Origin of the sequence: Pseudomonas sp. KBS0707, from assembly GCF_005937945.2 — a bacterium.
Taxonomy (GTDB): Bacteria; Pseudomonadota; Gammaproteobacteria; order Pseudomonadales; family Pseudomonadaceae; genus Aquipseudomonas; species Aquipseudomonas amygdali.
Genome location: NZ_CP041754.1, coordinates 3,939,449 through 3,953,899 on the forward strand (window position 1 = coordinate 3,939,449; position 14,451 = coordinate 3,953,899).

At 57.2% G+C, this 14,451-nt stretch carries 14 protein-coding genes; 7 read left to right on the forward strand and 7 right to left on the reverse strand.

The genetic code is table 11. The features are described from left to right. The first annotated feature begins 65 nt into the window (after positions 1-65). On the forward strand, positions 66-830 hold the full coding sequence (locus tag FFH21_RS31140; RefSeq protein ID WP_371217834.1) for a methyl-accepting chemotaxis protein: 765 nt from the start codon (positions 66-68) through the stop codon (positions 828-830). A gap of 68 nt (positions 831-898) precedes the next feature. On the opposite strand, the gene FFH21_RS30860 is transcribed toward FFH21_RS31140, so the two are convergent. The 3 genes from FFH21_RS30860 to FFH21_RS18505 form a co-directional block, all read right to left on the reverse strand. After that, entirely contained in the window at positions 899-1,930 is a 1,032-nt protein-coding gene (locus tag FFH21_RS30860) for a methyl-accepting chemotaxis protein (RefSeq protein ID WP_011169135.1), read from the reverse strand. Positions 1,931-2,187: 257 nt separating this feature from the next. Next, positions 2,188-2,502: a hypothetical protein gene (locus tag FFH21_RS18500; RefSeq protein ID WP_011169136.1), complete on the reverse strand. Its 315-nt coding sequence runs from the start codon at positions 2,500-2,502 to the stop codon at positions 2,188-2,190. 45 nt (positions 2,503-2,547) lie between these two features. Further along, positions 2,548-3,432 carry an alpha/beta hydrolase gene (locus FFH21_RS18505; protein ID WP_004661280.1) on the reverse strand — a complete coding sequence of 295 codons (885 nt, stop codon included), beginning with the start codon at positions 3,430-3,432 and terminating at the stop codon, positions 2,548-2,550. A 116-nt stretch (positions 3,433-3,548) separates the two neighbouring features. Here FFH21_RS18505 and FFH21_RS18510 point away from each other — a divergent pair, with 116 nt between their 5' ends. The 5 genes from FFH21_RS18510 to FFH21_RS18530 all read left to right on the forward strand — a co-directional run bounded on the left by FFH21_RS18510 (position 3,549) and on the right by FFH21_RS18530 (position 8,159). Beyond that, positions 3,549-4,148, forward strand: coding sequence for a TetR/AcrR family transcriptional regulator (locus FFH21_RS18510; RefSeq protein WP_011169137.1), 600 nt, complete (start codon positions 3,549-3,551; stop codon positions 4,146-4,148). A gap of 333 nt (positions 4,149-4,481) precedes the next feature. Further along, positions 4,482-5,270: an SDR family oxidoreductase gene (locus FFH21_RS18515; RefSeq protein ID WP_011169139.1), complete on the forward strand. Its 789-nt coding sequence runs from the start codon at positions 4,482-4,484 to the stop codon at positions 5,268-5,270. Between the two features lie 19 nt (positions 5,271-5,289). After that, the gene (locus FFH21_RS18520; protein WP_004665878.1) at positions 5,290-6,150 is read left to right on the forward strand and encodes an alpha/beta fold hydrolase; all 861 of its coding nucleotides are present in this window, start codon (positions 5,290-5,292) and stop codon (positions 6,148-6,150) included. Positions 6,151-6,225: 75 nt separating this feature from the next. Then, positions 6,226-7,227 carry an NADP-dependent oxidoreductase gene (locus FFH21_RS18525; protein WP_011169140.1) on the forward strand — a complete coding sequence of 334 codons (1,002 nt, stop codon included), beginning with the start codon at positions 6,226-6,228 and terminating at the stop codon, positions 7,225-7,227. 77 nt (positions 7,228-7,304) lie between these two features. Further along, positions 7,305-8,159, forward strand: a complete 855-nt coding sequence (locus FFH21_RS18530; protein WP_011169141.1) for an oxidoreductase — start codon at positions 7,305-7,307, stop codon at positions 8,157-8,159. A 21-nt stretch (positions 8,160-8,180) separates the two neighbouring features. Here the strand turns inward: FFH21_RS18530 and FFH21_RS18535 are convergent, their stop codons facing one another. From FFH21_RS18535 to FFH21_RS18555, 4 genes are all read right to left on the reverse strand, one after another. Beyond that, positions 8,181-9,143 carry a DMT family transporter gene (locus FFH21_RS18535; protein WP_011169142.1) on the reverse strand — a complete coding sequence of 321 codons (963 nt, stop codon included), beginning with the start codon at positions 9,141-9,143 and terminating at the stop codon, positions 8,181-8,183. Between the two features lie 79 nt (positions 9,144-9,222). After that, positions 9,223-9,951: an AraC family transcriptional regulator gene (locus FFH21_RS18540; RefSeq protein WP_004661271.1), complete on the reverse strand. Its 729-nt coding sequence runs from the start codon at positions 9,949-9,951 to the stop codon at positions 9,223-9,225. 128 nt (positions 9,952-10,079) lie between these two features. Beyond that, the gene (locus FFH21_RS18545) at positions 10,080-10,643 is read right to left on the reverse strand and encodes a TetR/AcrR family transcriptional regulator (protein WP_004665881.1); all 564 of its coding nucleotides are present in this window, start codon (positions 10,641-10,643) and stop codon (positions 10,080-10,082) included. 157 nt (positions 10,644-10,800) lie between these two features. Further along, a complete protein-coding gene (locus FFH21_RS18555) occupies positions 10,801-11,502 on the reverse strand; it encodes a glutathione S-transferase family protein (protein WP_041924595.1) in 702 nt (233 codons plus the stop codon). Positions 11,503-11,783: 281 nt separating this feature from the next. Here FFH21_RS18555 and FFH21_RS18560 point away from each other — a divergent pair, with 281 nt between their 5' ends. Next, positions 11,784-14,192, forward strand: coding sequence for a DUF3772 domain-containing protein (locus FFH21_RS18560; protein ID WP_011169144.1), 2,409 nt, complete (start codon positions 11,784-11,786; stop codon positions 14,190-14,192). Positions 14,193-14,451: the final 259 nt, after the last annotated feature.

Below are 14,451 nucleotides of genomic sequence, written 5' to 3' on the forward strand. Positions count from 1 at the left end.
TAGCCTCCTCCACGGTACAGCTCAATGAAGTTGCCCAGCCGGTAGTGAATGCCTCCAACTCGTCGATGCTCAATTCCGATCAGCAGTCCAACCGTACCAACAGCGTGGCCGCAGCCATCAATGAGCTGGGCGCTGCAACCCAGGAGATTGCCCAGAACGCCGCGCGCGCCTCTGGCCATTCAAGCGATGCACGCACGCTGGCCTCGGACGGTCAGGACGTGGTCGGGCAGAACATCGCGGCCATGAGCCGCCTGTCAAAGCGCATCAGCAACGCAAGTGAACAGATTGAAACGCTCAATACAAAAACCGCCAACATCGGCCAGATACTGGAAGTGATTACCGGTATCTCTCAACAGACCAACCTGCTGGCCCTTAACGCAGCCATCGAGGCGGCACGCGCGGGTGAAGCCGGCCGAGGTTTTGCCGTGGTGGCCGACGAAGTACGCAGCCTGGCCCACCGAACGCAAGAATCGGCGAGCCAGGTGCAAGAGATGATCGGGCAGATGCAATCGGGCGCTCGCGAGGCTGTTGCGCTCATGAACGAAAGCCAGCGTGAAAGTGTTGAAACGGTCGGCATTGCCAACAAGGCCGTTGCAAGCCTTGAACACGTTACCGAACGCATTGGCGAAATCGACGGCATGAACCATTCGGTTGCCACGGCGACCGAAGAACAAACTGCCGTTGTGGAAGCGATCAATGTGGATATCACAGAGATCAATACCCTGAACCAGCAAGGCGTGGAGAACTTGAACGCTACCCTGCGCGCCTGCACTGACCTTGAACAGCAATCCACCCGCTTGACGCAGCTGGTGGGTAGCTTCCGTATATAACGCTCAAGCCGCTGCCAGAGAATTTCTGGCAGCGGCTCTACATCCCGACTGCCAGGAAGCACGCGCAACTAAGGCAACTGCTGTTCAATCACCCCCAGCCACCCCATGCCGGGATAAGTCTCAAAGCCCGGGGTCATTGAATACCCTTGAATGCTATTGTTGGGCAGTGTGCTGTAACCGGTGGCCTGCCCCGCTCTGGTCTGCAAGTCGATACTGTGGCCCAACGGGCTTTGGGGGGCGGAACTGGCAATTATCCTGTGGCTGGCATCGACCATCATCACTCGGGTGCGGGTGCGCTCTTCATCACTCAGACGCACGCCATTGATCACCGAGTCCGACTGATTCTTCCAGTCAAAGAAAATCCCGATGACGCCGATCACAGGTGAGTGTTTGCCAGCGTTACTGCGCACGGCTGCACTGAACGCACAGGTTTGCGAGCCGTTGAGCAAGGGCTCCACAGCGACTTCACCGGCAAAGTATTGATCGCCAGACGAGTGCCGCACCGCCTGCTTGAACCAGGTCGCCTCATTTACATTCGCACCGATAACCTTGTCGAAGGTATCGGGCCGACCGGACGCAATCACGCAGCCGGTTGTATCGGCAACCCAGATGTCCAGATACACCGTATAACTGTCCAGAATGACGCCGAGGCGCTCACTGGAGTGTGCGCGACTCTGCGCAGTTGGGGTCATCAGTACATCAACCAGCGATGCATCGGTCGCCCACCAGCGAACATCGCACGTGCGCTCATATAGATTGCGATCAATGATTTCGATCAGGTTCAGTGCGAGGTCTGCCAGCCGTTGTCCTCGCACATCAAAACACATGCCCTTACCAAGTTCGGTCAGTTCATTGACCGATGCTTGCAGGTCTTGAGTCAGACCGCTGGCAATCTTTGAAATCTGCTCGGAGATATTCTTCACCTCCTCGGCCACCACCGCAAAACCCCGACCGGCTTTACCTGCATGCGCCGCTTCGATCAGCGCGTTTATTGCCAGCAATCGAGTCTGGCGGGTGATCAGTTGTATATCGCTGACGCCACGAGTTGCCAGAGATTCCACTTCACGGGACAGGGTCACAATTCGTTCGGGTTCGATCATTTTCTTTCTGCTTCAATGAGTTACCGTAGGCGGCAGCCATCGCACAATCGTCGTGCAAAAAACAGAGGGAAAGAAGTTGTCATTCTCAAGGGCGCGGAAGTCTGGGCTTCCTGTTTTTATCGACTGATGTCGTAATGCCCTCAACCCCGCTAATGTAGTTTTGAAGGTCGACAATCTGCAAGCATTGCGCACGGAACGTTTGCACGACGGCTTTAAGAAGCATGTATGCGGAAGGGCTTCGGGCTGAGGGCATGCACTCAACTGTTGACGCTTTCGATCTCAGACTTTGTTGCTTGCACTACAGCCTTGCCCACCTCGGTAAGACCGAAAATAATATGCTGCACATAGGGAAACGAAGCGTCGCAGGGCAATACGGCACCTGAAATCAACAGGCCTTCTTTCACGAGATGATCAATCATCTCCATGAATTCCCCTATTGCCGGAACCGCTGGCTGGAGACGAATCAAACTCAGGTACAGCTGACCAGACGTCATCTTTCCAGGGCGGAAAAAATGGGCGCTGTCAACGATCTCCAGCACGGCCAGCTCATCGGAAAAATGATGATTGCTCACAGTGACCTCCAGCTTCAGGAACCACGACCCGCGTCTCCAGCCAGGTCATGGTTCAATCGGCGTTGGCAAGTGACTATCCGGCTTCAGAAACTCCATCACTTCAGCAGTAACGGAGGGGTGATCAATCAGCCGGTTATGGCCCAGCCCTTCCGTGGTAAAAAGACGTGCTCCGGGCCATAGCTTTGCGAACCGGGCACCCTTTTCCCACGGGGTTTCGCGATCTCGGCGGTCATGAATAATAAGCGCTGGACGATCAAGCAACTGCAGTCGCGCAGAAGCGTCGTAATCCGCGAAGCGGCGGCCGCTCAGCGCATGCAAGTATCCTTCAAAAGGTGCGAAAACCTTGTGCGCGATACCAAAAGTTTCAAACTGATGAAGCGCGTTGTCAGCCGGGGCCAGGAACGGCGCAATCAACACAAACCGGTCGGGACGCCACTGCTCTTCCTGAGCGAAAATGATTGACGAAGCGCCCAACGAATGAGCGATCACGGCCGCAGGCTTTCCGAAATGGCGTCCTACCTGCTGAAGCACTTCCACAAACTGCGGCATGTGGCTGATATCGCCAGAGCTTAATCCATGGGCAGGCTGATCAAAACCAACCACCGCATAGCCCATCGATCGTAACAACGGCACCCAGCCGACAAAACGCATCGCGTAGCTTGACCACCCATGGGAGAACAACACATAAGGTTGACTGGAAGGATCTCCCCACACATAGGTGCAGATCTTGATCCCGTTCAGTTCCAGAGTACCCGTTTGCACATCCGCCGATGCGCTCAGCGCAGCCGCAGCCTCGGCACGTCCTGCGGCCTGGGGTGTAACGAAACGTCGGGCAAGGTATCTTCCGGTGGGGCCAGGTAGAATACGGCTGGCAAGCATGAAGGTGCCCCGCAGCGTCAATAATCGAAGCCTGTTGGTAAGTTTGCTCATCGGTATTCTCCGCACCAGCCATAAGACCTGGAGCAATTAGAGCAGCCTATCTTGTCACTGACAAGATAGGCTGTACGATGGCTATATAACTTTTATTTCATGACAGGGAGCTTCGTATGTCGACCTCAGATACCCCGCGTACTTACCACCATGGCAACTTGCCGACCGTCTTGCGGCAGGCGGCCTGGGACATCGTAGGGGAAGCAGGCATGCGAGGACTCTCACTGCGTGAATGCGCAAGACGGGCGAACGTTTCACACGCCGCACCTGCGCACCATTTCGGCTCTCTGGAAAACCTGATGGCAGAGGTGGTGGCCGATGGTTATGAACGGATGGTCGACGCTATCCATGCCGCGCAGCGGGACCTTGGCGACTGTGTGCTGGGCTGTGGGATAGGCTATGTCAATTTCGCTAAAAACTACCCGCAGCATTTCCGGTTGATGTTCGGAATGGGCGGGGTCAACCGCACATTACCCAGATTGCTCACTTCAGGCGAAGCCACGCTGCAACTGCTTCGTCAGTCGATACGTACGGCGTGGGTCGCAAAAAACTGTGCAGAACCAGACTCGACAGTGCTTGAGCAACGCACCTTCCTCGCCTGGAGCACTGCGCATGGGTATGCCTCATTGGCGATCGACAGAAAGCTAGATGAACTCTCTGTAGTCTCGGCCGAATCGATACTCAAACCGATGGCGTCTTTTTTGCTTACACCATAGCGCTCCGCGCCCCGCAAAAGCGCCCGGGCCTATACGCCCACTTCGCCCTCTGAAACGCCCTCTGCGCCGCATCTCCCGAGCGGCCAAAGCGCCTGCGCGCGAGATTTCTCTTCGCCCCTCTCGCCTATGAATGCAGGCGCACACGACCTCGCCATATTTTGATGTCGACCAACATCAATACGTTGACATTTTAGATTTTGATCGTAATCATAACGCCAAGGATCAATTGGCAGGGCCTTTCAGCGTCAGCGTCGAAGGCCCTGCCGGGTGACCGACAATCGCAGGCGCAAACGCCTGGCTGCCCTCATCGCATTACTTGTCAGGACATCACCAATGACTACTCTCCCCACTGTTCTCATCACTGGCGCTTCCAGCGGTATTGGTGCCATTTATGCCGAGCGATTTGCCCGTCGCGGCCACAACCTGGTGCTTGTCGCACGTGACAAGCCACGCCTCGATGCTCTGGCAGCAAGGCTGAGTGAAGAAAATGACGTAGCTGTCGAAGTGCTTCAGGCCGACCTGACCAACTCTGCCGACCTCACAACGCTTGAAACTCGCCTGCGCGACGATGCCCGGATCGGCGTCCTTATCAATAACGCAGGTATTGCTCAGTCCGGCGGGTTCATTGAGCAGAGCGCTGAGGCCATTGAAAAGCTTGTCGCCCTCAACATTGTTGCGCTGACGCGACTCGCTGCCGCAGTGGCCCCTCGCTTCGCGCAGTCCGGTACCGGTTCAATCGTCAACCTCGGGTCGGTGGTGGGCTTGGCGCCAGAGCTCGGCATGACCGTTTACGGTGCCACCAAGGCTTATGTGCTGTTCCTGTCTCAAGGCTTGAACCTGGAACTGGCACCCAAGGGCGTGTACATCCAGGCGGTCCTGCCGACAGCTACCCGCACCGAAATCTGGGAGCGCGCCGGGATCGACCTCAACACCCTCCCCGAGGTGATGGACGTTGAAGAACTGGTCGATGCAGCGCTGGTGGGCTTCGATCGTCGCGAACTGGTGACCATTCCGCCACTGCACGTTGCAGGTCGTTGGGACGCGCTTGATGGCGCGCGGCAAGGGTTGCTGTCGGACATTCGACAGGCGAACGCCGCAGAGCGCTATCTGACCAAAGCCTGAAACCAGGGTAGTACCCATCATGAGTAGCTCAAATCTGCAGACTCATTCGGCGCAGTCGTTTGTCCAGGCGCCTAATAAAATCGCAACAGTCGCAGGCATTGCCTTCGCCTATCGCGAGTCAGGTTTGCGTGGTGGCGTGCCGCTCTTGTTGCTCAACTACTGGGGCGCGGTACTGGACGATTTCGACCCGCGCATTGTTGATGGTCTTGCCACCCGACATCACGTTATCGCCATCGACTATCGCGGGGCTGGTTTATCGACCGGCACCGCGCCGCTGACGATAGGCGAGATGGCTCGGGACACCCTCGAGCTTGTGCGGGCAATGGGCTACAGACAAGTGGATCTGATTGGCTTTTCAATGGGCGGTTTCGTGGCCCAGGACCTGGCATTGAAAGCACCCGATCTGGTACGCAAAGTTATTCTGGCAGGCACCGGACCGGCAGGCGGACACGGTATCGAGCGCATAGGTGCGCTGTCCTGGCCACTTATTCTCAAAGGCTTGCTGAGGCTGCGAGACCCCAAGGTCGATATGTTTTTCACCTCCACGCTCAATGGCCGACGCGCTGCCAGAAACTATCTGAGCAGGGTGAAAGAACGTACGGTCGACCGCGACAAGCCGCCAACGCCCCGCTTGCTGCTTCGCCAACTCAAAGCAATCAAAGCCTGGGGCAAACAACCCGCGCAGGATCTTGCACGCCTGCGGGTGCCTGTACTTATCGTCGTCGGGGACAGCGACGTCATGGTCGCAAGCGAGTTGAGTCGCGATATGAGCCAACGTCTCCCGCAGGCGCAACTGGTGGTTTATCAAGACGCAGGCCACGGTTGCGTCTTTCAGTATCACGCCGACTTCGTCTCAACGGCTCTGGAGTTCCTTGCATAAAGCGTTCGAACTTCAACTGCACATCGTTTTTAAAAACAACCCATCACTGTCAGACGACCCTGGAAACCTAGCGTCATGAAAACACTTACCTTCGAAAGCTATGGCAAGTCGCCTGAAATTGCGATAACGCATGTACCTCTGCCGACCATCAAGCCTGATGAACTGTTAGTGGAAGTTCACGCGGCCGGGTTGAACCCGATCGACAACATGATTACCACGGGCACGTTCAAGGCCGTCCTCAAGTACGAATTACCCGCCATTATGGGCAGCGATCTTTCCGGCGTGGTCATCGCGGTAGGCAAAGCCGTCACCCGCTTCAAGGCGGGTGACGCCATATTCGCCAGTATCTTTGACCTCGGCAAAGGTAGCATCGCCGAATTTGCAGCCGTTCCTGAGCGCGCTGCTGCACTTAAACCGGCGAATCTGGATTTCGTACAAGCGGCCTCTATTCCAATGGTCGGGCTTACATCCTGGCAAGCCTTGAAAGAACGCGCCAATCTTCAACCCGGCCAGAAGGTATTCATACCTGCCGGGGCTGGAGGCATCGGCACCTTCGCTATTCAACTGGCTAAACACCTGGGGGCCAACGTCGCCACGACCACCAGTACCGGCAATGTAGAGCTGGTGCGCAGCCTGGGTGCACATGAAGTGGTGGACTATAAAAAGCAGGCATTCGAGCAAGTATTGCGCGACTACGACCTGGTGCTGGGTACAACGCGAGGAGACACGATTAAAAAAGCCGTCGGCATCCTCAAGTCAGGAGGTTTGATCGTATCCCTCGTCGGGCCACTGGATAAGGCGTTCGCCAAGGCACGCCGGATGAATGCCTTCTTCACTTTCCTCTTCGGGCTGATGAGCCACTCAATCAGGCGCCGTGCGAAAAAACACCACGTGACCTACTCGTTCCTGTTCGTACGCCCGCAGGGGGCTCAACTCGAGAAGATTGCCGTGTTACTTGAAAGCGGGCAAATCAAACCCGTCATTGACAGGGTCTTTGCGCTTGAGCAGGCCAAAGAAGGACTTGAGTACCTGGCCCGGGGGCGTGCCAAAGGCAAAGTAGTTGTGAAGATCAGGTAAGTGTCGGTGACCCGCGTTTTCAATTCCCCACATAAGCAACTTGTCGGCCCCCAGCCTTTTGAACACTGGAGCATTACATGAGCACATCTTCCGGAAAAACGGCCATTGTCACCGGTGCATCATCCGGTATCGGCCGCGCAACGGCCGAGGCGCTGGTGCGCTCGGGCTATACCGTATTCGGCACCAGCCGCAAGATTGGCGAAAGTGCAACGCAGGTATCCATGCGTACTTGTGACGTAACTGACGATGACTCGGTCAGCGCGCTCGTTTCCAGCGTACTTGCGCAGACCGGGCGGATCGACCTGCTGGTCAACAATGCAGGTATTGGCCTGATAGGCGGCTCCGAGGAATTCTCGATACCCCAGGTGCAGGCGTTGTTCGACGTCAATCTGTTCGGCGTCATCCGCATGACCAATGCGGTATTACCGTCGATGCGCGAACGTGGCCAAGGGCGCATTATCAATATCGGTTCGATTCTGGGCTTGATACCCGCGCCCTACTCTTCGCATTATTCGGCGGTCAAGCATGCGCTGGAAGGTTACTCGGAATCTCTGGATCACGAAGTGCGCGCCTTCAATATTCGCGTCTCGGTCATTGAGCCGGCTTTTGTACGAACCGTCTTCGATCAAAACGGCCTTGAGCCGGCTTTTGTACGAACCGTCTTCGATCAAAACGGCCTTGAGCCGGACCGGTTATTGAAGGAATACGATCAGGCCCGAGCAGGATTCAAGGCGTTGCTCGCCGATGTAATGCCGAAAGCCGATTTGCCGGAAGTGGTGGCGGCTGTAGTGCTTAAAGCGGCGAGCGATGTACTCCCCAAGCGGCGCTACACTGCCGGCAAGACAGCCCGACAAATCAGCATGCTGCGTCGCTTTGCACCTGCCGGGGTGTTTGACAAGAGCCTGCGCAAGGAGCTTCGTTTGCCGGTTTGAAATGCAGGTGAGGCGGTCACTTCAGGGGCGGTGCTTGAGCTGGACAGCCGGGGAATGCAGGGGCGTACGATGACAATTCAGACACCAGACCACACCGCTGACCAGCAAGGCAATGGCCGCCAGCTCATAGCCGTCGGGTAGCCGGCGCTCCCATAAAAAACCGAAGACGAGCGCCGCCAGCGTTTCAATCACGAGCACTTGCCCGCTGAGTGCCAAGGACAGAAGTCGGCTCGCCTGATTCCAGCAGGCACCACCCACCACCGATGACAAAAGCGCAACGCCACCGGCCACCACGAGAAAATGCAGCCATTCGGAAATACCATAGGTGCCCACTTGAGAACCCAGGACCGGCGCTGCCAAAAGCAGTGATTGAGCGCCCGTCATGACCCCCATAAGCAACGCCCAGTCATGCGCGGAGACGTTGGTGACCTGCACCAGCCGCCGGGCATTGCTCACCGCAAACCAGCTCCACGTCAGCAACGCACCTGACGCGCATAAAATCCCGACAATATTTGCCGCTGTATCGGGCCTTTGGTCATTGATCAGCGCGTGCCAACTGATAAGCACAACGCCCCCCACTGCGCAGCACAGTGAGGGGAAGAGCTTGCGTAGAGAAACGGCATTTGCGTCATGACGACCTGCCAGGGTTACGAGCACCGGAATAAGTCCGACAATCAACGACGTTGTGGCGATGCCGACCAACTGCACGCCTGTGCCCACTAGCGAATAGTAGATGAGGTTGCCGATCAGGCTAAGCCAGAAGAGTGACTTCCAGTCGGCCAGGGTGAGACTGGCGCAAACACGCCGCCAACGCAGCATCAGCAGGACCGCAGAAATTGCGCCGTAGCAGAGAAATCTTATGACCGCGAACTGCACACCGCTCAAACCTGGAGTCAGCTGCGGGCCCAGGAAAATCACGCCCCAGCACAGACCGGCGCAAACGCCATAAACAATGCCCTTGGGCAATGATCGATCAGCAAACATTTCACCTGCGCTCCAACGCCTAAAGCATGAAGTCTGGAGCGTCGGGCCTGGAGGGTCTTGTCGGTAACTGCGGAATTTTTTACCCGGACTGTTTTTGCGCTTTACGATAAACCGCCGGGGTCGTAGCGCTCAAACGCTGCATGGTGCGCGTCAGCGATGCCTGATCGGAAAAGCCCGCACGCAAGGCAATCTCGGCTATCGGCAGCGAGGTGCCACGCAACCACCGTTTAGCCTCCTGTATGCGTAGTTCAGTCAGCCAGGCTTGAGGACTCATAGCGAATAATTGCCGGAATCGCTGGTGCAGCTGGCTCATGCTCATGTTTGCGACTTGGGCCATGGCCTGATTGCTCCAATGTGCCCCAGGATTTGCTCGCAGACGGGCTATCAACTGCTCTATCGGGGACGAAAAACAGCAGGTGTCCGAGCCAAGGGACGACAGAAGCAGAGGGCCCAGCTGTGAGGCAGCAATGGCCAGTTGCTGGTTACCGATCAGCTCGGCGAATTCGATAAGGCGACGGGTCGCGGGCGAAACAGGCACATATATTTTCTCGGCCAGACGCCCCATCTGGATTGTCTCCAGCGTCGTCGGTGCGCAGTCCAGCACCAGAAAACGGCTGTCGACGTGAGTGTCCTGCGAGTGCCGCGAACCAGGCTTTACCAGCGCGGCAAGTGACTGATCAATAAAGCCACCGCGACCGTCCACGTCAATTTCCATTCGGCCACGAATCGGCAGTACCAATTGAGTATGGTCGTGGCAGTGCTGAGGGCTTTGCGTCTTGTAGCTGCGAACTTCAAGGCTTAGAAACATTAGTGCACCCCTTGCCGTCGGGTGATTCGAGGTCTGGCGTTCCATAGTGTCTGCGCGCTTACAGGTTCAGCGGCGTCAGCAACAGGTCAACTGGCTGGCAATCCTGATCCCGCTTGATCAGCATCTACTTAAGCCGGCAGCGGCCCGCAGGCACGATAGGTATTGATCAGCGTATCAAAAAGGGCAATGTCTGACCGGCTTCTCGCAATGAGTTGAGCGCCCGCCACAGCCGAAAAAATCGCCTGCGCCCGCACCTCGCTGGCCGCTGGCATACAAACATTCGCCGCCACCAGAAGCTTGCTCAGCCAGGCAATATTGACCTGGGCAAAAAGCTGAATTTCCTGAGTCATCTCTGGCGGCAATTTATCGGTTTCAGCGCCGATAAAACTGCCCAGACAAAGGCGGTTTTCAGCCTCTAGCGAGCGGCGGAAAATTTCCGGGAAACGGTGCAGCGCTTCGACAGGGTCTGGTGTTTCTTCAGAAATAGCCTCAAGAGCAGCAGCACCGTCCTGCCAGTAGCGCCTGGCAACCGCCACACCCAGGTCAGCCTTGCTTGGAAAGTGGTAGTAAATACTGGCTGGTTTGATTCCAACCTGAGCCGCCAGATCGCGAAAGTTCAGGCCGTTATAACCCTGAGACTGAGCGATGTTTCTCGCGGCAAGCAGAATGGCCTCTCGTGCGTTGATGGTCATCGTGGTGCCTTGTGCTTCGGACAGGTTTCTGCAAACGGGCGCATGCTAATTCAAAAACCTGACTGTTGTCAGGTAGAACGGTTGTGCGAGGCACGGGGAAGTCGAGGACGCCATGCAATGACGGTCCCGACGATAATGTGCGCGCGCAACAGGTCGGTCACTCGGCCGGCGAGTCCAGTTCGGGTATACCGCTGCTGCGATCAGCATAGGCGGCCTGGAAACCCGGGCGTTTCTGCCAGCGCTTCCAGTACAAGTCCAGGAACTCGAAACGCTCATCCAGCGGCGTGGCGTTGACCGGAAACTTGGAGAAGGCAATGGCGGTTGCAAGGGTGATATCCGCGAAAGTCGGCGCCTCGCCGCCCAACAGCCACTCGCGGCCATCGGAAAGATGACGGTTGACCAATGCGGCGTGTGTCAGCGCCTCTTTGCGGCAGTGCTCGCCCCATGCTTCGTTCTTCGTCAGTTCAAGTTTGAAGCCGAGCCCGGTGTGCAATACATGAAACGCGGCAACGATCCGGTAGAGAATATGCACCCAGATCCGGTTATCCCACATGTTATCAAGGCCTTGTTCCAGAGCGCCTTCCCCCATGATCTTGCGGCCCGGATAAGACTGATCCAGATAGCGAGCGATAGCGGCGGTCTCGGAAATGAAGCTGCCGTCTGCCAGTTCAAGGGTGGGCGTTTCTCCCCAAGGGTTCATATTGAGATGACGCCAGCCACGCTGCTCTCCGCCGGGGGTCATGTCGTAAATAGTCTCATCGAACTGATCGGCAATGCCTTTTTCGTGGATGAACAGGCGCAGGCGCTGGGGGTTTGGAAAAGCCGAAGGAGATGTGAAAAGTCGCAATCTGGAGGTCATGGTCGGGCCTGTGAAATGGAGTGGGCATCTACCTAACAACTGTTAGGTAGATAGACCGTAGCACACTCCCGAGCCCAGTCAATACCCTACCTAACATTTGTTAGGTTGATGACCGTAGCGCCCTATTTTCGCTGGCCCGTGTTTTCAGCGCTCAAACGCGAAGTCCTTGATATTCTATTGGCTGCGCTCCAGAGACTCGTGAGTGCAGCTCAAGACAGACAAGGCCCGTGCCTGAAATACACAGGTCTTGCCAGGCCGCTTAGTGCAAAGAAGGGAAAATAATGCAGCACGCTTCGCTGAACCGTTTTCATACTGGGCTGCTCGCCTTGCTTTTGCTGTGCGTGACCTTGCCAGCCCTGGCCCAGAATAGCCCGGCGCCTCAAACCGATAGCACCAGTAGCGCATCCCCCGCAGTGGATGCACCGAGCCTGGATGACTTGAGCGAACAACTGGATCAGATCCGTCAAAAAGTGACGGGCAGTGCCAACGATGACCTGCTTTCAAGCCTGCGGCAGGCCGCTTTGCAGGTCCAGAAACAAGCCGACAATCTGACTGCCCGACAAGCTGTCGACATCGAACACCTGAATGATCAGCTCAACATTCTCGGGCCGGCGCAACCGGACGAGGCGCCAAGTCTGACCAGTCAGCGCAAGACATTGACCACTCAGAAAAACGCGCTGGTCAATGATGAACGCCAAACCAACACGTTAAGCCAGTCAGCCCGTGACCTGGCTACGCAGATATTCAATCTGCGCCGCAGCCTTTTCGATTCGCAGATCAGCACGCGGACAGCGAGCCCGCTCAGCTCGGCGTTCTGGTCCACGCTGATTCGTCCTACCGATGACGACCTGGGACGCTTGAACAGACTTCTGGTGGATGTCCGCCAAGTGCTCAGCAGCACGCTGGCACCGGAAAACCGTGTGCAATTCATCAGCATCGTAGTCGCCGCGCTGTTCGTATGGGTCGTTGTTCGCCGCCTGCTGGAGCGCTTGCTGATCTGGTCGATGATTCGCTGGCTACCCGAAGGCCGCCTGCGCCGCAGCGCCCTGGCACTGGCTGTAGGGCTATCGACCATTCTCACCATTACCGTTGCCACTTCCTTGTTGCGCTGGGGAATCGTGCGCAATGCGGTGCTCAGCAACGACGTGGTCAACCTGCTCGATCAGGTGCAGACGCTGATCACTTTCTGCGCTTTCATCGTCGGACTGGGCCGCGCGTTGTTGATGCGGGCACACGCCTCATGGCGTCTGCCGCAAATCCCTGACCAGATCGCCACGGCACTGGGCCGCTTCCCGCCAGCCCTGGCGCTGGCACTCATGATCATCGGCACGCAGGAGCGCATCAACAGTGTCATAGCCAGCAGCCTGGCCCTGACGGTAGCGGTCAATGGCCTGACAGCGCTGGCGGTTTCGCTGGTGTTTTTCTACGCTCTGGTGCGCTACCGCCGAACCCGCCGACGCTTCGAGCTGGAGCGGCCAGCAGGCTTCGTCGGACTGCTTCCCTTTATCGTTGCGGTATGGGTCGGCCTGAGCTTGCTGGCGTTGCTGAGCGGCTACCTGACGCTGGCGTACTTTCTGGCGGTGAAACTGCTTTGGGTGAGCGTGGTGGCGTCCACTGCTTATCTGCTGATCGCCTGCTTCGGTGACATCTGCGAGACCCTTCTGTCGCCCAAACAACCTGGCGGCATGGCGTTGGGTTCGGCGCTGGGCTTGTCCGCCCGTCACCAAGCCCAGGCAAGCACGGTACTGGCAGGCATAGGCCGTACCCTGCTGTTGCTTACCGCATTGCTGCTGGCTTTCCTGCCTTCGGGTTCCAGCCCGGGCGACCTGCTCGCAAGTTTCACTCAAATGGACGTCACGTCCAAATCCCTGGGCAACCTGAACATCGTCCCCAGCGATATTCTGATGGCACTGATTTGCCTGGTCGTCGGCCTGCTGGGCGTGCGGGTACTCAAGGAGTGGTTCGGAGAACGCCTTCTGCCCGAGACCAACATGGACGCGGGCATGCAGGCCTCGCTGGTGACCTTGATCGGCTACATCGGCTTTGTGCTGGTGGTGGCCGTGGTGATGTCCACGCTCAAGATCAGCCTGACCAATTTGACCTGGGTGGTCAGTGCGCTGTCGGTGGGGATAGGTTTCGGCCTGCAAGCCATTGTGCAGAACTTCATCTCCGGCCTGATTCTGCTGACCGAGCGTCCGGTCAAAGTCGGCGACTGGGTAAGCCTGGCAGGGGTCGAAGGCGATATTCGCCGGATCAACGTCCGCGCGACCGAAATCCAGATGGGCGACCGCTCGACAGTGATCGTGCCGAACTCGCAGTTCATCACGCAAAACGTGCGCAACGTCACCATGGGCAACGCGTTGGGGGTAGTAGGAATCACGCTTACCCTGCCCCTGGAAACAGATGTTCTGCAAATACGCGAGCTGCTGTTGCAGGCCTTTACCGAGCATGAAGCGATACTCGACACGCCTGCACCTTCAGTCACCTTCAAAGACCTGACCAATACCGGTTTGATCATCAGCGCCAGCGGCTACGTAAACAGCCCGCGTTCGGTGGGTGGCGCACGGAGCGACCTGTTGTTTACGGTCCTGGGGCGTCTGAGGGAGCTGGGTGTAGCGCTGTCTGCGCCGCAGAGCATGGTGTTGATCAATGAGGGCTCCGGGAAAGAGACGCCAGAAGAGAACCCGTGATACTTCAGGGCTGGAGCGGAGCGGATGAGGCGGCCAGCAGGACTCACCTCCGTTCAGGCGGCTGCCACATACTTCTGCAAACCGGCGCTGTGCACGTCATTGCAGCGCTGGAGCAGGATCTGGTCGCTGAAGTGAACCGTATGACTGATGGCAAAGGCGCGCATGGCCTTCGGCCAGGTTGGCGGTCCTGAGGTTGCAAGCACCCTTCGCGCACTGTCGTATCTGGGCATTTTCTTCCAGTATGGAGCGCTTGAGACCG